The 22,289-nt window shown below is 61.2% G+C and carries 17 protein-coding genes and 1 pseudogene; 3 read left to right on the top strand and 15 right to left on the bottom strand.

Annotation, left to right across the window (positions count from 1 at the left end; genetic code table 11):
* Nucleotides 1-5: 5 nt before the first annotated feature.
* The 4 genes from O5M90_RS03130 to O5M90_RS03115 form a co-directional block, all read right to left on the bottom strand.
* On the bottom strand, nucleotides 6-1,244 hold the full coding sequence (locus O5M90_RS03130; protein WP_262972859.1) for a sensor domain-containing diguanylate cyclase: 1,239 nt from the start codon (nucleotides 1,242-1,244) through the stop codon (nucleotides 6-8).
* Complete coding sequence (locus O5M90_RS03125; RefSeq protein ID WP_137943454.1) at nucleotides 1,241-1,813, bottom strand: YfiR family protein; 573 nt, start codon at nucleotides 1,811-1,813, stop codon at nucleotides 1,241-1,243. Before O5M90_RS03125 ends, O5M90_RS03130 begins: the two co-directional genes overlap by 4 nt.
* Nucleotides 1,814-1,977: 164 nt before the next feature.
* Nucleotides 1,978-2,400: a hypothetical protein gene (locus tag O5M90_RS03120; RefSeq protein ID WP_269841471.1), complete on the bottom strand. Its 423-nt coding sequence runs from the start codon at nucleotides 2,398-2,400 to the stop codon at nucleotides 1,978-1,980.
* A 15-nt stretch (nucleotides 2,401-2,415) separates the two neighbouring features.
* On the bottom strand, nucleotides 2,416-3,480 hold the full coding sequence (locus O5M90_RS03115; protein ID WP_269841472.1) for a glycine zipper 2TM domain-containing protein: 1,065 nt from the start codon (nucleotides 3,478-3,480) through the stop codon (nucleotides 2,416-2,418).
* Nucleotides 3,481-3,698: 218 nt separating this feature from the next.
* Between O5M90_RS03115 and O5M90_RS03110 the strand changes: the two genes are divergently transcribed.
* Nucleotides 3,699-4,412: a GDSL-type esterase/lipase family protein gene (locus O5M90_RS03110; RefSeq protein ID WP_171018296.1), complete on the top strand. Its 714-nt coding sequence runs from the start codon at nucleotides 3,699-3,701 to the stop codon at nucleotides 4,410-4,412.
* Here the strand turns inward: O5M90_RS03110 and O5M90_RS03105 are convergent.
* The 11 genes and pseudogenes from O5M90_RS03105 to thyA (O5M90_RS03055) all read right to left on the bottom strand — a co-directional run bounded on the left by O5M90_RS03105 (nucleotide 4,409) and on the right by thyA (O5M90_RS03055) (nucleotide 18,460).
* On the bottom strand, nucleotides 4,409-6,694 hold the full coding sequence (locus tag O5M90_RS03105) for an ATP-dependent DNA helicase (protein WP_269841473.1): 2,286 nt from the start codon (nucleotides 6,692-6,694) through the stop codon (nucleotides 4,409-4,411). The genes O5M90_RS03110 and O5M90_RS03105 overlap by 4 nt on opposite strands.
* Nucleotides 6,691-7,485 carry a hypothetical protein gene (locus O5M90_RS03100; RefSeq protein ID WP_269841474.1) on the bottom strand — a complete coding sequence of 265 codons (795 nt, stop codon included), beginning with the start codon at nucleotides 7,483-7,485 and terminating at the stop codon, nucleotides 6,691-6,693. Before O5M90_RS03100 ends, O5M90_RS03105 begins: the two co-directional genes overlap by 4 nt.
* Before the next feature lie 61 nt (nucleotides 7,486-7,546).
* Nucleotides 7,547-8,332, bottom strand: a complete 786-nt coding sequence (locus tag O5M90_RS03095) for a metallophosphoesterase family protein (protein WP_269841475.1) — start codon at nucleotides 8,330-8,332, stop codon at nucleotides 7,547-7,549.
* Nucleotides 8,329-9,291 (bottom strand): diacylglycerol/lipid kinase family protein, encoded by a 963-nt coding sequence (locus O5M90_RS03090; protein ID WP_269841476.1) that lies wholly within the window; start codon nucleotides 9,289-9,291, stop codon nucleotides 8,329-8,331. The genes O5M90_RS03095 and O5M90_RS03090 overlap by 4 nt, the downstream gene beginning before the upstream one ends.
* A 19-nt stretch (nucleotides 9,292-9,310) precedes the next feature.
* Nucleotides 9,311-9,820 (bottom strand): dihydrofolate reductase, encoded by a 510-nt coding sequence (locus O5M90_RS03085; RefSeq protein WP_269841477.1) that lies wholly within the window; start codon nucleotides 9,818-9,820, stop codon nucleotides 9,311-9,313.
* Nucleotides 9,817-10,095: pseudogene (gene thyA / locus O5M90_RS03080) on the bottom strand (thymidylate synthase); the annotation flags it as partial. The pseudogene thyA (O5M90_RS03080) and the gene O5M90_RS03085, both read right to left, overlap by 4 nt.
* A gap of 67 nt (nucleotides 10,096-10,162) precedes the next feature.
* On the bottom strand, nucleotides 10,163-11,842 hold the full coding sequence (locus O5M90_RS03075; protein WP_269841478.1) for a tyrosine-type recombinase/integrase: 1,680 nt from the start codon (nucleotides 11,840-11,842) through the stop codon (nucleotides 10,163-10,165).
* Nucleotides 11,842-12,444, bottom strand: a complete 603-nt coding sequence (locus tag O5M90_RS03070) for a hypothetical protein (protein ID WP_269841479.1) — start codon at nucleotides 12,442-12,444, stop codon at nucleotides 11,842-11,844. Before O5M90_RS03070 ends, O5M90_RS03075 begins: the two co-directional genes overlap by 1 nt.
* A complete protein-coding gene (locus tag O5M90_RS03065; RefSeq protein ID WP_269841480.1) occupies nucleotides 12,445-14,574 on the bottom strand; it encodes a site-specific integrase in 2,130 nt (709 codons plus the stop codon).
* A 5-nt stretch (nucleotides 14,575-14,579) separates the two neighbouring features.
* The gene (locus tag O5M90_RS03060; RefSeq protein WP_269841481.1) at nucleotides 14,580-17,246 is read right to left on the bottom strand and encodes a hypothetical protein; all 2,667 of its coding nucleotides are present in this window, start codon (nucleotides 17,244-17,246) and stop codon (nucleotides 14,580-14,582) included.
* A 317-nt stretch (nucleotides 17,247-17,563) separates the two neighbouring features.
* Nucleotides 17,564-18,460: a thymidylate synthase gene (gene thyA, locus O5M90_RS03055; RefSeq protein ID WP_269841482.1), complete on the bottom strand. Its 897-nt coding sequence runs from the start codon at nucleotides 18,458-18,460 to the stop codon at nucleotides 17,564-17,566.
* Nucleotides 18,461-18,751: 291 nt separating this feature from the next.
* Between thyA (O5M90_RS03055) and O5M90_RS03050 the strand changes: the two genes are divergently transcribed.
* Together O5M90_RS03050 and O5M90_RS03045 are read left to right on the top strand one after the other, a co-directional pair.
* On the top strand, nucleotides 18,752-19,942 hold the full coding sequence (locus O5M90_RS03050; RefSeq protein WP_269841483.1) for a hypothetical protein: 1,191 nt from the start codon (nucleotides 18,752-18,754) through the stop codon (nucleotides 19,940-19,942).
* 1 nt (nucleotide 19,943) lies between these two features.
* Entirely contained in the window at nucleotides 19,944-22,193 is a 2,250-nt protein-coding gene (locus tag O5M90_RS03045) for a hypothetical protein (protein ID WP_269841484.1), read from the top strand.
* Nucleotides 22,194-22,289: the final 96 nt, after the last annotated feature.

The following is a 22,289-nucleotide window of genomic DNA, read 5'->3' as shown; positions in this document are numbered from 1 at the left end:
GGCGATCAACTCTGGGCTGGAGAACTGCGGGAAGGGGAGCCTTGTTTGCTGCGATACATGGCCGCATCGGCGGCCCGGAACAGCGCCTCGGCGCTGTCGCCGTCATCGGGGAACACGGCCACGCCGACGCTGACACCGGGCACCACGCTGCCGGCGCCATGCAGTGCCACCGGCACCGACACGGCCGAGCGGATCTGCTGCACCACGCTCTGGGCATCGCTGGCATGGCGCAGCGGCTCGATCAGCACGACGAACTCGTCGCCGCCGAGCCGGCCGACCAGGTCGTTCTCGCGCACCGCGCTGCGCAGGCGTTGCGCCACCGCGGTCAGCACCAGATCGCCGGCTTCATGGCCATGGTGGTCATTGATCTGCTTGAACTTGTCGGCATCGACGAACAGCAGGCCCAGGCTGGTGCCGGCGCGGCGGGCGCGCGCTATGGCCTGGGCCAGGCTGTGCTCGAAATGGGCGCGGCTGGCCGCGCCGGTCAGGCTGTCGTGGCGCGACTGGAAGGACAGCGCCTCATGGTCGGACTGCAGGGCCTGGTGCCGGCGCAGCAGCTCGGCCTCGCGGGCCTGCACCTCGGCCAGCAGCGCATTGAAGTCGGCGCTCAGCTCATCGATCTCCAGCACCGTGGCCGGCGGTGCGCGCCGCGCGAAGGCACGCTCGTTGCGGATCGCGCGGGTGTGAGCGGCCAGTGCGCGCAGCGGGTCGACCAGCAGGTGCTCGAGCCGGCGCGATACCAGGGCCACAGCCACGCCGGTCAACGCCATGCCCAGCAGCACGCCGGCCAGCGACCACAGCAAGGCGGCCAGCAGCAGACGGCTGTCGCCACGCAGATGCACGGTGGCCGCGGTGCCGCGGCGGCCGTCACTGATGGGTGCACTGGCCTCGACCGGCAGCAGCCAGCGCGCCAGCGTCCGGTCGAGCAGGCTCTCGTCGCCACGCTGGTAGCTGCTCAGCGCCTCGCCCGAGGCCAGCGTGATGCGGGCGCTGGCGACGCCCTCGCTTTCGGCCACGGCGGCCAGCAGCTCGCGCGAGGCGTCGGCATCGCGGAACACGACGGCGGCTTCGGCCGAGTAGGCGATCGAGCGCGCCACCAGCTCGAGGTTGTGCTGCTGCGACAGGCGCAGCGACAGCAGCAGGCCCAGGGTCAGCACCGAGCCGACCGCCAGCAGCGCCACCAGCGCCACGCGCAGATGGCCGCGCCGCAGGATGGCGCCGAGGCTGGCGCGCTTGTCGCTCATGAGGAGCTGGCCGCGCGCGGGCGAGCCAGGCGCAGCACCAGTGGGTTGACGCGCAGACCGCTGCGCGCCACCGCGTCCAGATTGACCTCGAAGCGCAGGCCCGCGGCGGCCGGCTCCAGGCAGAACAGGCCGCCGTCGCTGCAGAACTCCGGGCCGCGGCCCAGGGTCAGCACCGGCCTGGCGGCCAGGCTGCGCAGCGCAGCGCGCTGAGCCTCAAGCTCCCAGCCGTCGAAATAGACCGCATCGCAATCGGTGGGCAGCGGCAGCAGCGCCTCGATGGCGCGGGCGCGCAGCGGCCGGCCCGATTTGGCCTGCTCCAGGTGGGCGAGGATGGCGGCCGCCTCGGCGGCCTGGCGGCTGATGCAGACCTGAAGCGGCCGGGCTTCGCCCGGCCAGGCCGTGTAGTTCAGGATGCCGACCATGATGGCGCCGGTGCTCAGGGCCGAATCGGCCACCGTCAGGCCGCGTGGCGGCATCGCGTCCTCGGCAGCGCTGGCGCGGCCGGCCAGCAAGAGCCCCGCAAGCACAGCCCAGATCCAGGGGCGCATCAGCAGGGGCAGAAAACTCATGGGCAGTCAGATCGTTCGGGCGGGCGCACCGCACAAGGCAGGGGGCCACCCAGTCAGGAGGCCCCCAGTTTACTTGGCGCTGCCGCGCCCACCCATCCCGTGACTGGGCGTCAGGCCGCGTCTGTCGGGGATCGGCCCGGGATATGCCCGCGGTCCGCCTCGGTTCACGGCGCTGAGGCGGCACTGGCCGCCGGCGCGACCGATTTGGTGATGAGCTGGCGCACGATCGCCCCTTCGGTGACGCTGCCGCTGCTGCTGCCCTGGCCGCGCACCAGACGCTCGCAGTCGGCCCGTTCGGCTGCGGGCACGCGCTCGCAGCGCGCCAGCGCATTGGCCAGATAGTCGGGGTGGACCTGCGTGCCCGGCTGGGCGCGGCGCGCCTCGGCCAGGGCCGCGCCGGCCTCCTTCAGACAGGTCTCGCGGCTCTGGCTGCTGCGGCCCTCCAGGCAGACGGCCCGCTCGGCCCTATACCTGGACTGGGCACTGGACGTGCTGTCGGCGCTCGCGGGGGCGGCGCCGGCCGCCGCAGCGGCCAGCAGCAGGCTCAGGCTCATGGCCAGCGAAAAGAGGCTTGTGTGCTGTGTCATGCTGGACTCCGGCGTTCAGGTTTGCGGGCTGAGCTGGCCGTCGCGCAGCCGGACCTTGTCGCCGGCCTTGAAGTCGGGCGGGTTGTCGAAGCTGAGCATCTGCTGGCTGCCGTCCTGCAGGCGCAGCTGCACCTCGTAGACCTGCTTCTTGTCGCCGCGCTTCTGGATCTCCCGACCCAGCACCGCGCCGCCCACCGTGCCGACCACCTGGGCGGCGGTGCGTCCGCTGCCCTTGCCGACCTGGCTGCCCAGCACCGCGCCCAACAGGCCGCCGGCCACCGCGCCGCCGACATAGCTGCCGTCACCCTCGACCTCGACCCGGCTCACCGCCAGCACGGTGGCGCAGTCGGAGCAGGCCACGGCGGGCCGCAGGCTGCTCAGCCGCTTGGCATCGAGCGCGTTCTCCAGCGTGGTGCTGGTGCTGCGGTCGCCGACCTTCAAGCGGGCGACGATGGGATTGCTCGGGTTCAGGCGGTCGCTGTCGCGTATCGTGTAGACGCCGGCGTACTGGCCGGGCCGGCCTTCGTCGAGACGGAAACGTTCCTGGGCGCCGACCAGGCGCACGACGGCACGGCCGCCGGGCGTGCCGCGCAGCGTGAAGTGCAGCTGGTTGCCGGCCTTGCGATCGCCGCCATGGCGCACCTCGAAGCGTTCGATCACCGGCGCGCCGCCGGCGTCCGCGGCCGCGCCCGTCTGCCAGCCGCTTTGCAGCACCTCGTCGAGCACGGCCGAGCCGACCTTGTTGCCATTGCGCAGATTGGCGCTGACCTGGGCATTGGGCTGCAGGCGGTCGCGCTGGCTGATGGTGTAGACGCCTTTGTAGACGCCGGGTCCGGTCTCGATCAGGCTCAGCGGCCGCTGCGCGCCGTCGATCTGCAAGGAGGCTTGCGCGCCGGGCGTGCCCCAGACCGTGAAGCCCAGCTCGGTGCCCGGGCTCAGCTGCGGCACCTGCTCGACATCGAAACCGGTGATGCGCGGTGCGGTGGCGACGGCGCGATAAGGCGTGGTCTGGGCCAGCGCGGCGGGCATCTGGGTCAGGGCGATGGCGCAGGCCATGGCCAATGTCGTGAGTTTTTTCATTCTGATTCTCCTGTGTCTGAGGCGTGACCGACTGTGCGGCCTGGCGGCGCCACAAGCGATCAGGCGATCCCACCGCCGCCTGTAGGACAAGACCTTGTGCTCACACGGTCGCTGCGACTACAGGGAGGGGCAGGCTCGCCCGACAGGGCTGCGCCGCGGCAGGCCCTATGGTGTCGACCATCTCCAACGATCGCCTCGCAAGCCTGGCAAGATAGAAGATGAAACGACGACGATTGCTGCATCCAACCCTGCTGGGTTTGCTGGTGTCACTGGCCGGGCTGACCGAACTCTCCGCCGCGGCCGAGTCCGCCTCGGGCATGGTGCTCGAAGGTTTCCAGGCCAGCCCGGCGCGCCCGCGCCTGCGCTTGCTGGTGGTGGGGGACAGCACGGCGGTCGGCACCGGCGCCAGCGCGCCGGCGCAAAGCCTGGTCGGCCTGATCGGGCGTGCGCACCCGGATTGGATGATCCGCAATCTGGCGCTCGATGGCGCGAAGCTGGAGGACATCGCCGCACAGCTGCGTGTCGGTGCCGAGTCCTACGACCGCCTGCTGATACTGGGCGGCGGCAATGATGTGATACGGCTGAGCTCGCTGCCGCAGATGCGCGAGCAACTGAACACCATTTTGGCGCTGGCCAAGCAGCGCTCATCCAAGGTGGTGCTGATGCCGGCCGGCAATGTCGGCAATGCGCCGTTCTTTTTCTGGCCGCTGTCGCGCTGGATGACGCAGCGCTCGCGCGAGCTGCATGCGCTGGCGGCCCAGCTGGCCGCGGTGCACGAGGTGCGCTATGTGCGGCTCTTCAAGGAGCGCGCCGACGATCCCTTTGTGGCCCAGGCCGAGCTGCTGCATGCCGAGGACGGCATCCACCCCAGCGATGCCGGCTACGCGCTGTGGCTGCGCGAGCTGCAGGCCCAGGCGCCGGGCCTGTTCTAGCCGCCATCCAGCGCCCACCAGGGCGGCAGCAGGCGCTGCACCTGGGGCCGGGCGAAGCGGTCATCGATCAGGTGCAGCACGCCCTGGTCGCTGGGCGTGCGTATCACCCGGCCGGCCGCCTGCACGACCTTCTGCAGGCCCGGGAACAGATAGGTGTAGTCGTAGCCGGTGCCGAACAGGGTCTGCATGCGCTGGCGGATCTGTTCGTTGACGGCATTGATCTGCGGCAGGCCCAGGGTCGCGACAAAGGCGCCGATCAGGCGCCGGCCCGGCAGGTCTATGCCTTCGGAGAAGGCCCCGCCCAGCACCGCGAAACCGATGCCGGCGCCATCCTCGGCAAAGCGGGCCAGGAACTGCTGGCGCTCGGCCTCCAGCATGCGGCGCGACTGGGTCCAGATCGGCAACTGCGGCTGCTCGCGCGCCAGCAGCTCGGCCACCTGCTGCAAATAGTCGTAGCTGCTGAAGAAGGCCAGGTAGTTGCCGGGCTGATCCGCATACTGCCGCGCGATCAGCGCGGCGATCGGGGCCAGCGAGGCCCGGCGGTCCGGGTAGCGGGTCGAGATCGCGCGGCTGATGTGCACCTGCAGCTGGGCCGCGTCAAAGGGCGAGCCGACCTGCAGCACCGCATGGGTCTCGGGCAGGCCCAGCAGGTCGGCGTAGTAGGGGCGTGGCTGCAGCGTGGCCGAGAACAGCGTGCTGGTGTGGGCCGCCTCCAGGCGCGGGCGTAGAAAGGGCGCGGGCACGATGTTGCGGATGCACAGGGTCGAGTTCCCGGCCATGGCGGCCGTGGCCGGCCGGCTCAGATCGACCAGTGAATGGCTGTCCAGCAGCTCGGCCATGCGGCCCAAGTGCAGGGCCTCGAAGTAAAAGGTCTGCAAGGCCGCGTCGGACTCGGCCGGGTGTTCGCTGAAATGCTCGGTGATGGCGCCGCTACAGGCCTGCAGCGCACTCAGCAGGGGCTCGGGCATGGCCTCGTAGACGCGGTAGGGCTCGGCCTGGGCCTTGTCGAGCGCGCGCCAGGCGCGGGCGAGCTTGTCCAGCGCCTTCTTCAGCGCCGGGTGGGCGCGCGCGGCCGGCGAGCGGCGCGCCTGCGCCAGGCTGTCGGGCAGCAACTCGGCCGTGTACATCTTGCGGCCGCGCTCGACCAGGTTGTGGGCCTCGTCGACCAGCAGGCCGACCCGCCACTGATTGGCCTGGACCAGGCCGTGCAGCAGGGCGCCGAGATCGAAGTAGTAGTTGTAGTCGCCCACCACGACATCGGCCCAGCGCGCCAGTTCCTGGCTGAGGTAGTAAGGGCAGACCTGGTGTTGCAGCGCCAGCTCGCGCACCCGGGCCTGGTCCAGCGCTCCCGACTGCGCCACGGCAGCCGCGCGGGCCGCCGGCAGCCGGTCGTAAAAGCCCAGCGCCAGCGGGCAGGCATCCCCATGGCAGGCCTTGTCCGGGTGCTCGCAGGCCTTGTCGCGCGCCACCATCTCGAGCCGGCGCAGGCCCGGCGCATCCAGGGCCTGCAGCGCGTCCAGTGCGAGCTGACGGCCCGAGGTCTTGGCGGCCAGAAAGAAGATCTTGTCCAGGCGCTGGGTGGGCGCGGCCTTCAGCAAGGGGAACAAGGTGCCGGCGGTCTTGCCGATGCCGGTGGGCGCCTCGGCCAGCAGGCAGCGGCCGCCCTGGGCCGCGCGGTAGACGGCCTCGGCCAGCTGGCGCTGGCCGGCGCGGAACTCGCCGAAGGGGAACTGCAGCGCCTGCAGCGCCGTGTCGCGGGCCTGGCGGTGCGCCAGTTCCTGCTCGGCCCAGGCCAGGAAGCGCTCGCAATGCTGCTCGAAGTGCAGGCGCAGTTCGGACGCACTGCAGCGTTCGCTGAGCAGGGTTTCCTGCTGGCTGCCGACATGGAAATAGACCAGGGCCACCTCCAGCTCGTCCAACCCCTCCTGCTGGCACAGCAACCAGCCATAAATCTTGGCCTGGGCCCAATGCAGCCGGCGGTGCGAATCGGGCTGGTCCTGCAGCCGGCCCTTGTAGGTCTTGATCTCTTCCAGGCGCCGCAGCCTGGGCTGGTAGCCATCGGCCCGGCCGCGCACCTGCAGGCTTTGGTAGTCGCCGCTGAGGCTCAGCTCGGCGCGGTAGCCCTCGCCGCGGCGCTCGGCCACCAGGGCATGGCCGGCCATGCCTTCCAGCGCGGTCGGCGCCGGCGTGAAGCGCAGGTCCAGGCTGCCCTGCTTGGCGGTGAACTCGCAGAGCTCGCGCACCGCGACGCGGTAGCGAGTCGGCGGTGGCGCTTCGCTCACGGCAGCTCCGGCGCGGCGTCATCCTCGCCCAGCCGGGCCTGCAGGCCCTCGCGCTCGCTGTGCATCGGTGTGGCCTTGGCCAGCGCCAGCCAGACCGCGAAGGGCAGGCTGCGGCTGCAATGCCGGGCCGGCCGCAGCAGCTCGAAACGCCCCTCGGCCAGGCTGCCCTGCAGCACCCAGATGCCGAACTGCTCGGGGATCTCATTGGGCTGGGCGACACCGGCCGGAAACACATAGAAGCACTCGCAGCAGAGCCATTCATAGGCCTGGCGCTTGGCCGCATGGCGCAGGTCGGACAGCAGGTCGGCGCGGCTGAACTTGATCTCGTGCACCTGGGGCCGCAGATAGGCCTCGACCGAGGTGTTGCGCACCGAGAACAGGTCGGGGCGGGCCATGCGCCAGCTGTTCTTCAGCGAGGGCGGTGGTGGCTCGGCCTCGTCCCACAGCGGCGGCTTGTCGTCCGCCGCGACCGGTTCGCTGGCGATCAGCGCGCGCAGCGACAGCTCATGCCAGACGATGCGTCCCTCGGCCAGCAGCTCCTCGGCGAAGCGCTGGGCCAGTCGGTCATGGGCGCTGAGCGGGCGTTGCTGCTGCTGGCGCTGCTGGGCCAGCCAGGCGATGCCGGCCTCGGTCAGCAGCAGCGTTTCGCGGCCCTCGGGCGAGAGCTGCTGCGCCAGCATGCCGGCCGCCAGCAGGTCGAGCTCGATACCGTCCTTGCAAGGCCAGCCCGCCGAGCGCCAGATCTGGGTCAGACGGCTGCGGTGGACGCGGTTCAGGGCGAGCTCGGCCATGGCGGCTGCGAAGGAAGTGATGTAAATACTGATTATAAATACAGTATTTCTTTGAGCAGGCTCAGCCGACCGGATCGATGCGGATCTGCTCGAAGCGCAACGCGCCCTCATCGAAGTCCCAGCGCTCGACAACCCGCTGCGGCAGCCGGATCACGTTGACCGAGTTGCCCGCGCCGGGCCGCAGCCGGGCGCTGACCGCGGTGCCGGCCTGCACGGCCCACAGCGGCCGCGCCAGCCCGGTCTGTGGCGGCTGCAGCGGCAATACAAAAGGCAGGTGGATATGGCCGCCGACGATCAGGTCCGCTCCGGCCTCGGCCCAGCGCCGCAGCGCCGCCTGGTGGCCGCGCAGCCGGTTGTTCAGGTCGCTCGCCTGGGTCACGGCCAGTGGCTGGTGCACCATCACGATGCGGCACTGCGCGGGCGAGGCTGCCTGCAGCCGCCGCGCGACACGCTCGATCTGCGCCTCGGAGAGCTCACCGTGCTTGTGGCGCCACCAGCGCGTCGTGTTGAGCGCCATCACCAAGGCCTCGGCGTTCTCGAACTGGGGCTCCAGCTCGCTGCCAAAGGCCTGGCTGTAGCGCCGGTAGGGCCAGAGCAGCCGGGCCAGCGGGTTGAACAGCGAGATGTCGTGGTTGCCGGGGATGGCCAGCACATGGGGCACCCGCAGCCGCTCGACAAAGGCGCGGGCGGCGCTGAACTGGGCCGGCGTGGCGCGCTGCGTGATGTCGCCGCTGAGCAGCAGCACATCGGGGCGCAGGGCCTGCGCGAGCCGCTCCAGCGCCGCGACCACCGGCGCCCGCTGAGTGCCGAAATGGGTGTCGGAGATCTGCAGCAGCAGCGTGCTCATCGCGCCCCCGGCTCGGCAGCCCGCTCGGCCGCCGGGCCTGGCGGGCGTATCAGCAGCAGGGGCTCGGGCGCGACCCGGAACTGCAGCGGCAGCTTCATCCAGACAATCTCGCCATCGGTGGCCAGCTTGATGCGGCCCAGGCCGAAGCGCCGCGAGGCGCGCACGGTCAGGCAGGCAAAGGAAAAATTGAACAGCTGCGAGGCCTCGCCGAGCCGGCCCAGCGCGCCGCGCAGCAAGAGGCCCAGCAGGGCCCAGCGGCTCAGCGGCCGCAAGGTGATGCCGGCCAGCTGGCCCTCATCGATGGCCTGGGCCTCGGGCAGGCCGATCTGCTCCATCTGCAGCGCGTTATTGCCGACGAACAGGGTCGGGGTGCGTATCTCATGGGTCGTGCCGCGCAGCTCGATGCTCAGGCGCAGATTGCTATGGCCCTGCATCAGGGTCAGCAAGCCGGCGAGAAAGGCCACCGGCCGGCTGCGGCCCAGCTGCTTTTTCCAGTACTCGCGGTCCTCCAGCAGCTTGGGATACAGGCCCAGGCTGGCATTGACCAGAAAGACCCGGTCGTTGACCAGGCCCACCTGCACCGGCTGCGGGCTTTCGTGCAGCAGCACCTGCAGCGCGGCGTCGAGCTCGGCCGGGATGCCATGGGTGCGGCTGAAATAGTTGAAGGTGCCGCGCGGCAGCACGCCGAAGGCACAGCCGCTGCCCAGCACCGCCTGGGCCACCGCATTGATCGTGCCGTCGCCGCCGGCGGCCACGACGATGCCGCGCACCGCCTGCGCCCGCTGCACCGTCTCGCGGGCGATGCGGTGGATCTGGCGCGGATCACTGACGGCCTGCAGATGCAGCTCGCGGCCGGCTTCCCGGCAGGCCAACTCGATGGCGGATTGCAGCTCGGCCGCCTCGCCATGGCCCGAGCCCCGGTTGAAGATGACGAAAAGGGCAGGGGCGGCGGTCGTCATCGGCGGCGGCTCGTGGGGCTCAGGGCGCGCCGGACGGTCGGCGTCGGTAGCTGGCGAAATCGTAGGCCAGGCCTTGGGCACTGCGCTGCGGCTGGCGGGCCAGGCAGTCGAAGTGGCTGGCGTCCCAGGCGGGGAAGAAGGCATCGGCATCGTCGAAGCGCGCGGCGATCTCGGTCAGCTCCAGCCCGGTCGCCCGGGGCAGGGCCAGCGCATAGATCTCGGCGCCGCCCATCACGAAGACCTGGGCCGCGCCGGCACAGGCCGCCAGCGCGGCGTCCAGCGAGGCATGGACTTCGGCGCCGTCCAGTGTCAGGTCTTGCTGACGGCTCAGCACCAGATTGCGCCGGCCCACCAGCGGCCGGAAGCGCGGCGGGATCGAATCCCAGGTCTTGCGGCCCATGATGACAGCATGCCCCATCGTCAAGGCCTTGAAGCGGGCCATGTCCTCGGGCAGGCGCACCAGCAGCTCGTTGTTTCTGCCGATGGCGCCGCCTTCGGCGACGGCGGCGATCAGGATCACTTCGCTCATACAGCCACAGGTGCCTTGATCGCCGGATGGTGCTGGTAGTCCAGCAGCTCGAAATCCTCGAGCTCGTAATCGAAGATCGAGGCCGGGCGGCGCTTGATGCGCATCTGCGGGTAGGGGAAGGGCGCGCGTTCGAGCTGGGTGCGCACCTGTTCCTCGTGATTGCTGTAGATATGGCAATCACCACCGGTCCAGACAAAGTCCCCCAGCGCCAGATCGCATTGCTGGGCCAGCATCTGGGTCAGGAGCGCATAGCTGGCGATATTGAAGGGTTTTCCGGCATCTCTTAAAGAGCCGCTTTCCACTGTGGAGGGATTGAAGCTGGATGTTTTCACGGCAATAGTCTTAGGCAAAGTCGGTGGAGTTTCTCATAGCTGAAGCCGCTTCCTTCGTCACAGCCTCGTCCATCAAATCGAGCATCGACCGGACGACTTGTGTCTGAGCATCTTCTTCATCAGATTTCTCCTGAAGCCCCTTAGAAGGGCGCGAAGCTACCCGGGCCGCGCTTCTCATGCGACGTTCAAGCGCAGCCTGAAGATAGTAACGCAACGAGTGAACGCTTCCATGACCCATTTCTGCAGCTGCTTGTTGAAGAATAGTTTCAATCCATCCTGAGCCCGGGTCAAATTGCACACCCATTTTCAAATATATATCCAAAATTCTATCGATTGTATCAATGGCGAATTTTGCTCGAACTCGATGAATCCCTATTTTCTTTAGGCCAATTGCTTTTGCGAGTTTTCTAACCGATTTTGAAATTGAATCGCGTTGCAAAACTTTCCCGGTTTTTTCGGAAATAAATATATGGGTCGGTGGTTTGTAATCGGGGTGGCCCTTTTTGTAGCCCTTGATAATTTCTTCTCGAAATTTCAGATACGAATGTAATAGTATTAGTGCTTCTGCATCGAAATGCAAGGGCTTTGGTTTTCCGCCTTTTCTAATAACTTCAATTTCGTATTTTGAATTATCCTCTCCGAGAAGTTTGTAGATTAAATCAATGTCTGGAATATCTGATATTTTTAATTGCAAAATCTCAAAAAGTCGAGCTCCGGTACTCTCTACTATTGTCAGAATTGTTGTGAGCCGCCTGCTGTGCTTTAGTCGTTCTGCGATTCGATGAAGCTCCTTCATTTCTTCTTCGTTGGGCGTGCCTCGATTTCCCGCTGAATCAGGCACGGTTCTGAATAGCAGTGGAGTCGTCCATTTTGCGGGTCCAGTCTTGTTGAAAATCATGTACGCAGATATGGGGAATTGTGTTGCGCGAAGCGCCTCTGGCAGCGCCGCTCGTTCATAGCAACCAACCCGATAAGTTAATTCGCCGTTCTGTTCGCACCAAACCAAGAATTGAAAAATTATCAATATTGAATTGTTTGCATTTGCCCTTTTCCATGCGGATTGCATCTCAAGTTTGTTGCGCCATTCGACCAGATGGCCGTCGGTGATGTCGCATAATTCGATGTTACGTTTCTTTAGGTCATAAAGAAATGGTCTTAGCATCTTTGCATATTGACCGACCGAACCGGCTTCCAACCCGTAGTCAACTCTAATTGTTCTTAGCCAATTGGAAGCTTGTTCCTGAATTCCGTTTGCGAATATGATGGTTGGGATGTCGGGATAAGGGCGTCCAGCGATTTCAAATTCATTTGTTGTTGTAACTATAAGATAAACTGCCGCGGTCATTCGAAGCGGCGCATCGTTATCGGCGGGGACGTATAGCCTCCCCATTTGTTTCCGAAGTGCCGATGCAGACTCCAGTATCTTGGAGTCTCGAAGCTGTAAGTCCGCTTCGTTGACGAGTTTGCGAATGTCTGCGTTTTGGTTAACTGTTGAGGGGCCGCATCCAATCGCTTGGGATAATCGCTTTCGGTATACGCGCCCCCGCATGATGATTGGATGGTTTGGCGCTTGGGCCAACGCATCGGTGAGCAGTGCATTAGCCCTTCTGGCGAAAACCTCCGATTTCAATTCGTTGGCTGCGCTGGGATGCAACGGTGCCCAAATGTCAAAGCCATCGGTTAGCGTCATTAGGACTCCCTGCCTGCAATACGAGGAAGAGCTTGCAGCGCGTGAAGTTCACGTCGCAGTTCTGCAATTTGACCGTCACGCTTTTCCAAATCGAGCTTGGCCGCGTCTAATTGCTCTGTTAGTGCTTTTGCGATGTCTGCGTTGCTCCTGCTCACGCGCTTCGCTTCTACTAGCTCATGTGCGAGCTTGTGGTACTGGTCCACAGCCAACTCCAGCGAGTGTTTGAGTTCGCGCTTGGCCTCGCGGAGGTCAAGAACCCTCTCCGTAGCGCTCACAGGCGCCTTGGGTACTTCTACAAGACCTAACACATCTCCCATCAGCTTCTCGGCCTTCTTGACCTTGCTGCCCCAGCTCTTGTGTTCGCGCGTGTAGTCGTGAGGATTCGTGCTTGGAACGATGCCCAAGCTCGGGACGCTCCACTTCATAAGTTGAGTGAGGCTTCGCGGCAAGTGCTGCGCAAGTTCAAGTGGAACGCGTCCCTTCTTAATCCATTCTTCAAACACTTCGATGCGTCTCCGGATACGTCCCTCAGGTACTGAACAGGTAGGAGATGCAGCCTCGTCTTCACTGTTATGTAACGCATGCAGCGCGGGCTTTATCATCTACGCAGGCTCCAACTGATATTTCCGGATTTCTATTACCTTTGCTTTCGCCAATTCCTGAACCATCGTGCCAGACAAGGCTTTTGAATCTGCAACCACCTGGGTATTTTTGAGCTCGAGCTCAAGCTGCTCGTCAAAGTGCTGGTTGGGTATGGGATGAGGGCAGCCGCGGCAAATTGATGGTCCAGCCTGCGAAAAATCTGGGCCTAGCGCTTGTGCGTCCCTGGAGTTGGCCCTGCATGCAGCTGTTTCGGCTCCTTGCTGAGTTCGCGGGCACGTGCAATCAACCCAAGGCTTCGGAACAATCTGCATTTGGTGCGTCACTTTCAATCGGTGCAAAAAGGCGCCTGAGTCCTCGATAGACGGTGTGGATATCTGGACGGTCTTCTCGTAATGGTCCTCGAGTCTCTTCCGCAGCGTTTTCCCCGCTCCAAATTTTCCTCCGTCTTCTTCGAGGAGCTCCGCTGCGATATTGCTGACATAAAGCTCCTCAACTTTGAGGAATTCTTCCAGTTGCTTAGGGGTGATAGTTAAATAGCGGCGGGTCATGTCCAGATTGAAGTGGCGAAGGAAGTATGCTAAGTCTTCAAGTTTTGCACCGCGATATCGATAGAAATACAAAACCGCAAAGAAGCGGCGAAACTGATGAGGGGTCCAATGCCACGATGTTTCACTTCCGTCCTTCGCAATCACCTTGGGCGTATTCACAGCTTTGGCGAACTCGTTCAATTTCTTATTAACGAAGGAGCCAGTCACCAATTTTGGTTTTGTGTAGAACGGAGATATCCAATTGATAACTAATTCATTTCCGTTTATCTTGCGAGCTTCCGCACTTAGCTCTGTAAGAATTTCAAATGCCTTGCTCACGATTTCTGGGGTGGGTATCCATTCTTTTGCAATGACCGTTTTTTCGATGAGCGGTCGCAGCCACCAACCGTCCTTTGCATTTCCTCTGATGTCATTGACGCCAAGTGCGGTGAGTTCATCAAGTCTTCGGGCAGAAAACGTGGCGACTACAATTACACAGGCGACCACGAGCATGTTTATGGCATGCTGCGGAGTCATGCCTGGTGCACTGGCGAGCTTTTTCCTCGCGAGCGCTAGTGGCCAAGGGCTACCTATAGGTCCCTCAGTTGGGCAACCTTGGATGAGCACATCGAACGCCGCCTTACACAGTTTGCGGCTACCTCGTAACCCTTCCGATATTGCCTTTGCACCTCTGAAAAGCTCAAGTAATTCACCGCTGTAGTTGCGAACCCAAATCATTGCTTGGCTCATTAAATGCAGCGCGATTTTTGGCATCGGAAGAGGAGTGAACTGAGTATCTACTCCATATTTGTCTGACAGCGCTTGTGCCGAGAGGTCGAACGGACGTTCTGGCAATGATTCGGCCGTCATCGAATGACGCATGTAGTACAAAGCTTCCAAGGCCTGGAAAAATCTATAAAGCGTTTGCTTGGACAGTTTTTTCCTATCCGGAATATTGGAGAGCGTCGAGCCGTTTGCCCCAACCAGTTCGCAGCGCGTCCGAACTGCGTTCAACAGATGTTGAACCCGAGGAAGCAGCCAAGTCCGCCTCGGAAGCCGTCGCTGAGCGAGAAATTCTTCAGAAGCAAGCCGGTAGCGCGTTCTTGACTCGGCAACAAGTGGAAGTTGTTTCCGGAGTTCCTCCAGCGAGAGCTTCGATTTCCGCTTCACCCAACTTTCGATTCTCGAACTCGCTTTGAGTACGCCGTCTGTTCCATCTACGATGCGACGAACAAACGTTGCCAAATAGGCCTTTGTCGCATGTCTGAAGGTGCTCAAACGGTCCAATGCCATGCCATGTGCCATCGCCATTAGGCATTGCACGGCATTAATGTGGGTTTCAACGTCTTGTATGGAGGAAAAGTCAGGGTTTCGAATATTGAACGCGAATTCTTTGATGCTTGCTAAGAAGTCAGGGTAATCAAGTAATGTTTTTCCGTCTGGCATTGCATACGCAAAGTCAATTTCGCCCTCTTCGTCGCCGCCATGGGAGTCTCGTATGCGCCATCTCGAAGAGTTGTAGTCCGAAAGCAGCCACGAGGCCGTTCGGCTTTCTTCAAGCAGCTTGGCCAGCGGCGTTTGCTTTAGGGCGTTCTTTCGCATTGCTCTTACCATGGTCGTAGTCCCTCGAAGGTTGGGATGCGTTCGAATGCTTCACGGGCGGTTGTTCCTTCGTCCCAGACTTTCAGCGCGGGCCCTCGTGAAGCCTTACGTTCAATTGCGAGAATTAGGCAAAGAAGTGGCAACCAAATATTTGCCCAGCGGTCAGGGTGGTCTCGCTCCCAATCCGGCTCAGCTTTGAGCAGGGCAGACTTCCATAACTGCATATGAACGACCGCTTGCGTATGCAATCGGACGACCATTTGAGGACATTTATCCCCTACACAACGAGAGGCATCAGGGCATCGTGTTCCTTCAAAGCCAGGCTTCATGAAAGGGTCCTTGCACAAAGTTCCCAAGCCAGTTGGCATCAGGGACTTCATGCGCGAGACAATCTCGTCCTTTGTGTATCCTTTGAGAGTTACCTGGTTCGATGCATTGATGACAATGAGGGATTCAAAGTCATTTACTACTTTCTGAAGTCGGAGCTCACGTTGGAGCAAGACCGGCATGGTGAAGTTGTATGCTTGATTCTGCGAAATCGATTGATTGCCTATGGCAGCTGAGATTTGCGCAACGCCACCACTTGTTAGACTTGTTTTCACAATCACCGAACGGCGCAACATGCTCGGCAGTAGCGGCAGCCCTTTTAATACAGGGGACAGTTCTACCAACGCTTTAAACTCGGCCCGGAAAATATAGTCATTTATAGCGCCAGCGGCCGTCCCCTTGTCGATAAGAAATAGTAAGTCGCGTTCATTTGGTGGGGCGCTATCGACGATGAGCGACAGCGTTTCTCGTAACCATTTGATATCACGCGGCACTTCCGAATTTCGTCGAAAATCAGAGACGATAATTTTTCCGCCAGCTCTGTCTTTTCGGCCGCGCACCTCGACGAAGCCTGGCGTTTCCGATTCGAACAGGCAGTCGCGCAGAAGAATTAGACCGACCGCAATATTTGCTCCGGAGCGGGCAAGATAATTCGAAATCACTGCAGAAGTTGCGGCGGTGTCGGGATGCATATAGCGTCGTAGCTTCAACCTGCCACCTAGGCCAGTGATTGTCTTTATTATTCTGGATTTGGTAATGTGGCGAGGGAATGCGGCTGCAGGTAGTGATTGTGATGGAATGATGCCCTTGAAATGAAACAAGGTTAAATTGAGGATGTTTGCAATGGAAGTTTCAGTTTTTGCCTCACTGCTTGGGTAGGGGAACCAATCGCGAATCATTGCCTGCCGCTGAATTTTCTCTGTCGATTGAATCATTTTCCCTAAGCTCTGTGGAGTGAGGCTGGCTTTTGCTAACAGATTTCTCCCCGTTTCTAAATTTGCAATTGCTTCCTTGATGACTGTTCTGGAGACTTCGCAGATTGCATCCAGTCTTCTGCTGATTACGCGAAGAACCGCCTTCGGCACATCTTCCGGAAGTAGCTTTTCCATGGATATGGCTTCTTGTTCTAGGACCCTAAGGAAGGCAATAGTTTGCGGGTCCTCATACTCTTCCTCCTCCATAGAGTTGCGAAGAATTTTTCCGGCAAGGTCTCGCACCTGTGCTGATAGTTTTATGCTTGCGTCGGGGTCTTTGGGTGGGTGAGATATTTCAGCAACTGTGGGTGTCTTGGTTTTGTAGTTGTCTGGTGTGCGCCTTTTGCTACTTTTGGGAGGGTAGTACAGTTGCGGTACTAATCCCTCTTGTGCGAAGTGCCTAAGAATTTGGCGAAGTGACTTTTGTTCGGTGATTTTCGAAGATTCTTTTCCTATGAATGTAGTTTCAAGGTGCTCACGAAATCTGGAGATGCACTTTTCCCAGTCTTCTTGAGAAGGGTGTCTGCATTTGTTCAGCGCAGTCAATATTCGAACGTGATGGGCTGCGCGCGTTTTGGCGATGAATTTGAAAAGCCTTTTTGCTACGGCTCGCTCACGCGGAGCGCCTCTAGAAAGGGTGTCACCGAAGCTTTTGAGAGAAGCTGCAAGCTTCTTGAGAAATGGGACTGACCACTTCGGACCTATATCGCGGACGTCGACGAGACGGCCACAGACCAATACTTGACCGGGTAGAAGATGGTCTCCTCGTGCAAGACGACGGTTTTTCTCTTCGATTTGCTGGAAGAATGGCTCCTCCTGCAGTTTGTATGGGTAGACGTCCAGTTTCCGGGCAACAGCCGCAAGGCTGACGGTAAGGCCGTTGTTGCCGAGCGGACAGTCAGTGGACTCTAGGAGCGTGGTCAGGCGCTTGCTAAATGCCGTGGTGCTTTGATTAACGTGGTAGCCGTCGGCGAGTTCGGCTTCGAAGGACTCAACTGTTTTTCGAAGCCTTGGATATCTGCGGATTGCTCCGACTGGTGCCTTGAGCTTTTTAATCAACCAGTTTTGCTTAACGAAGCCACCGCGAATCTCGATGCTTCCATCGGCCGCGGCTGCTTCGAGCGTTCGTCTCGCCGCCGCCACTAGGTCGGCTTGGATTTGCTGCTCGTATCGGTTCAAGACTTCAGGGGCAACTGAGCCCAGGTAGCCTGAGTTGACGCCAAGCAGGGCTGCGTAGTGCTTCCTGCTGACTCGAAGCGTGCCGGCGGGTGCACGGACAACGACTCCTGCCTCGTAATCCCTACGAAGCAGTTCGCCTAGGCGTTCAGGAATGGACCCGTTTGCAGGCGACTCCGCCTGGCTCTTCGACATAGCTCTGCTCTCCACATTCGACGATGGAATCGACGAAGGTGAAGAGCGATGCTTGCGTTACGGTTCTTCATTGACGGCTGTAAGCCGTAAGGACCTCTTCTTAGGCCCCAGCGTGCGCACTCCCATTGGAGATGTCTGCATTACAAAGGACCATAGGGCTTACGCCCCGCAAGCGGTACACGCAGACATGCGCACGTTGTCTGGCAGATTACTGAAGTTTTCGAACACCCAGAGAAAGTCACCGTCTTTTCGTGCGCATGTCGCACGAGTGTTTGATGGGTGACGGTCCTGCTACTCTGGCGAGCGCGGCTTGCTGGTCAGACTGCCACGTCAGCTCGAATCGGGGGATGTGGGTCATATCCGCTGACTTCAAAGTCATCGATGGTGTACTCATCGATGCTCGCTGCCTTGCGACGAAGGCGCATGGTCGGGGCAGGGCGGGCAGTGCGGGTCAGCTGCTCCCGAGCTTGTTCAATGTGGTTGAGGTAGAGATGAACGTCCCCTCCCGCCCAGATGAACTCGCCTGGCTCAAAGCCGGCCTGCTGCGCGAGCATCAGCTGCAACGCGACTGCACCGGTGAAGTTGAAAGGGGCGCCCAAGAGGATGTCGCAGCTGCGCTGGAACATCATGCAGTTGAGGCGCCCGTCGCTGGTCGTGTGGAACTGATAGACCATGTGGCACGGGGGAAGCGCCATATCCGGGATGTCTGGAACGTTCCATCCATGGAAGAGGATGCGACGGCTAGCCGGGTTGCTCTTAAGAGCCTCAATGACGCCGGCAATCTGGTCGTACTCCTTGCCGTCGGCTCCAAGCCATTTTCGCCACTGCTTGCCGTACACCGGACCGAGCTCACCCCACTGCGCGGCGAACGCGTCATCGTCCAAGATGCGCTGCTCAAAGTCGGCTTGAGAGATTTGCTCGCCCGTGGCCTTTCGGTACTTGGCTAAAGGCCAATCCGTCCAGATGCGCACGTTCTCCCTCAAGAGGGGCTGAATGCTCGTTCCGCCAGTGAGGAACCAGAGCATTTCCTTCACGGCCGTCTTCCAATAGACCCTCTTGGTCGTCAGGATGGGAGCTTGTCCGTCCTTCAATGGGAACCGGCACATGGCTCCGAACACCGACAAGGTGCCCACGCCGGTGCGGTCGACGCGCCTGTCACCGTTCTCAAGGACGTGAGCAAGCAGGTCGAGGTATTGGTGTTCTGGAAGGCGCATTTTTCCCTTGAGGCGTACTTGTATCCCTATGGGTAAATTATGGCTGACCTTCGGGAGGCCCTAGCGCCGGGGCCGGTATACGGTCGACTGCCCTAGGTGGAGGCGTGGAGGCGCCAATTGGGGAAGCGGGCTTACCATTGCTCACATTCGAAGGGCGGGCGCCTCGTGTTGGAACGGCTCCCGCCATCGTTGCATTCAGGGGGGAATGCATCGAGCCGCATTTGAGGTGGCTCAACGCATTTGAAGTCGGACGCTGCTTGAGCAGGTTGAACGGAGCCAAAGAGTCCCGTGTTGAAATTTCCAACGAACGCATTTCCCGCGCACATCGATGCCTTCTTGGAAGAGATGGCGTCTGAGGATGTCCCGCTGTGGATGCCTGTCAAGCTCGACTACGGTGGCGCGCTTGGCGCGGCGCCGCTCGCGGTGCAGGCCATTGCGACATGGGCTGAGCGAAGCAAGAACAGGCTGCTTCGCGTAGCTCCGCAGTTCGGGCTGGCAGCTCATACGCGCGAACGGTTCTCGACTTCACTGCCTGGCATGGCGGCCTTGTACTTCGCCAACTCCGTTGAGGCTGGTCAAATCGTGACGTCAAGGTTCGAGGCGCTTAAGGCCGTAGCCCCCCAGGTCAACGCGATGAACACAGGCGACTTCCGCAATACGGTTCGTGGCCAGGGAGTCGCGCTGGTTTGCTTCGCGGGAGCGCGCAACGAGTTCCTTCATCCTCTGTATTGCCGGAACGAAGAGGGTTCTGTCCGCGGAAATTCTGACTTCAAGCTCCTACTTACCCGCGTCCTGCAGGCGCTCAGCGGAGGGCTTCCCGGTCAGTTGCTCCAAGAGCAATTGGACCTAGTCAGTTCGATGATTCATCAGTTGTTTCTGAATACCGACCAGCACGGTGCCTCAGACGTGGACGGGCGGCGCTATCCGGTCGGAGTCCGCGGATTTGTGGCGAAGCTATCGACCATTTCAGACGTGAGTGAGGTTGTTCGCATCGCAGGTCCCGACACCCAGTTGAAGGCGTACCTCTCGAAAGCGTCGTTTGCGAAGACGCAAGATGTGCACGGGACACAGGCCGGGTCCGGCGCGGCGCCGAGGCCTGCGGGTCAACCTGTTCGAATGCTTGAACTCTCGGTCTTCGATTCGGGGCCAGGAATGGGGCTTCGATGGTTGGCGAAGAAGCAGGGGGCAAGATGCTACGACGACTTCTCTCCGGAGGAGGAGCTCGAGGCTGTCCTTGACTGTTTCGAGAAGCATGCCACCACGAAGGCCGCCCAAGACGCAGGAGTTGGTCTGTACAAGGCCGTCAAGTCGATGCGCAGCCTGAATGCGTTCATGACGCTTCGTACTGGGCGAACAAGCCTCTATCAGGACTTCTCTTCGCCGTCGGCGCAAGCGTTCGCGCCAAAGCCCAGAAGCAAGAAGACGATTGCCGTCCCGCGCATTGCAGGGACGGGCTACACCATTTGCTTCAAGGTGAACTGAGATGCTTGGAGCTCCTGGTTTTCATACGTTTACTCATCGGCTCGACCCTCGTGAAGAGTACGGTCCGCGGATAGCCGTTGTCTACAAGCCTCCGGGAAAGATTCTTGATGGTGCACTGGAGGAACTCCTCCAGCTTCTGGCGAAGGGACCGGTTCAGCCCGATGCGGTTGTCTTCTTGGAGGTCAGTGGAGACCACGGTCAGGGGTTGGATGCCGAGCTTCTGCGTGAGGCCGTGCAGGTCGAATGGTTGCGCTTCAGAGGTCGGGCGGCGCTTTTGCGAGCATCGCTGAACCCGGCGAACGGACAGCTGAAAGTCAAAACCCTGAAGAGCGCTAAAGGCGTGGACGCCTCTCGGTTTCGAGGAGCCATTGAATCGGGCCTGCCGACCGTGCTGCAAAGCGGATTGGCATCAGTGTTCCGCTCGGATGATGTGATTCTTAGAGCGCCCGCTGGCTACGCCTATCAGAAGCCGTCTGGAAAACGAGAGACATTCTTTTTGAAGCCCGACGTCGCACTGAGCAGTTCGGCCTCGGTGGCTTACGTTGGCTTCTCAGTCTTCATGAGGCTTGGGGCGAAGCGTCTTGCCGCGGCACGAGAACTTCGTTACCTGTACGTCGACACGATGTCAGTTGCCCCAGTGGCGTACGCGCTTAGGGACTTGATTCTCCTTGCCCAACCTGGCGGCTCGCCTGCCCTCGTTGAAAGCTTCCACTCCTATGGAGGAATGGACGAGATTCCTCGGCCTTTGCCGCAAACAGCCCTGTGTCTCATATCTGCCTCGACATCGATGGCTATGCACGAGCGTTGGTTGGTGGACAAGGGCGCCAACGCCGACGAGGTCGTTACGCTGCTCACGGCGAAGCCTGTCGCGCCAAAGCACGCTGCCGGAGCACTGTTCGAAATTGACCGGCCGAAGCTTGCGGCCTCGGAAGGACCACCGCAACTTTGCATTCTTCTGGATGGAGAAAACTTCCTTCCATCGCAGGAGCCCGCCAAGAAGGTTCTCCTTTCAGAGTCGGTGCACGGGACCGCTGAGGTGGGCGTGTTCCGCGAGTTCTCAGGGACAAAGGTTTTCGATGCTTGGCGACGTCCATTTGGCATAACGGGCGGTATGCCACGCGCGGTCTTCGTCGATGGCGTTCAGCTTGTTCGTTCCGACGAGTTCAAGAAATGGCTTCCGACCCAGATTGCGCATCGCGTACGTGCGGCTACCAAGGTCATCCTTCATCAGGAAGACATGGCCTCCCGGGAGTTGGCCGAGTTAATCAAGGCGGAGTGCATGCGGCAGTTCCAGATGCAGGACCTGCGCGTAGTCTCTGCCGCCGATGTCGACGGCCTCGAAAACCTTGCAGAGGGTGGCATTCTGGTATGTGCTGCTGTGGTCGGGAAGGGCGCCAAACTGCTTCAGATTAGCCAAGCGCTTAGGGACAAGCATCGTGGTCCGAGGCTGTACGTAATCGGCATGCAGGTCACGGAGACCCGTGACGAGGTGACGGCGTTGCCGTTGAACCTTCAGCATGCAAAGCCAGTCAAGTTCGAGGTAGCCGTTTTCCGCTCGATGGCTGTTGGACGGCAGCTTTTTCGCAGCTTCCAAGCCGAAATGGACGCCTTCTATCCAAGCTCCGTCGACTTTAAAAAGGTACCCGCGGTTCTCAGACGCAGGGCGCAAGCTTTGGGCTCGGTCGATGCTGTCGGCAGCTTGGCGCTGCTACCTTGCGGGTCGAAGTGTGATGGGGCGATGGACCTGAGGCCCGGTTACGCGTACTGGAGTGGCAAGTACGACGCCGGTCCTCATCACGCTGGCGTGCTAGGTACCGTGGGTGTCCTGCTGCAGCGGGCGCGAGAGGACGACAAAGTTGCATCGGACAAGAGGCTGAGCTCTACGAGCTTCAGGCACGTCCTGCTCGACCCGGAAAACTTCGCTCGCTTCAACGATGGTGTCATCCAGGCCGCGTTGTTGCGGAATGCATTTCCGTCGGAGCTTGACTACCGAATGGACACGGCCGCGAGCTCGTACGTTAAGGCGATTTTGCTGCGAATGTTCGCAAGAATCGGTTCGCATGCAAGCGAGGGGATTCTGGAGTTCCTCTTGGCGATTGCACTGCGTCGGCTTTTGCTTGAGGAATCTCATGAGGCTGAGATTCTTGCTGCGGCTCGAGCAACCGGTAAGCCGCGGGAGATTCAAGCGGCCATTGATTTCATTTTGAAGCCATTTGATAAGAAGGAAGCCCCGCACGTTCTCCCTTTCTAGGTCAGGGAGGGAGCGAAGGCCTTCCTCTGCGTCGACGATTCATGGCAGGGCGTTGGCCACCCACCGACGTAGATAGATACGTCCGATGGTCAGTTT

The sequence above is a fragment of the Paucibacter sp. M5-1 genome (assembly GCF_027498415.2).
GTDB lineage: Bacteria > Pseudomonadota > Gammaproteobacteria > Burkholderiales > Burkholderiaceae_C > Roseateles_E.
Note: the sequence above shows the minus strand (reverse complement) of the source record. Positions and strands in the feature narration are given on the sequence as shown.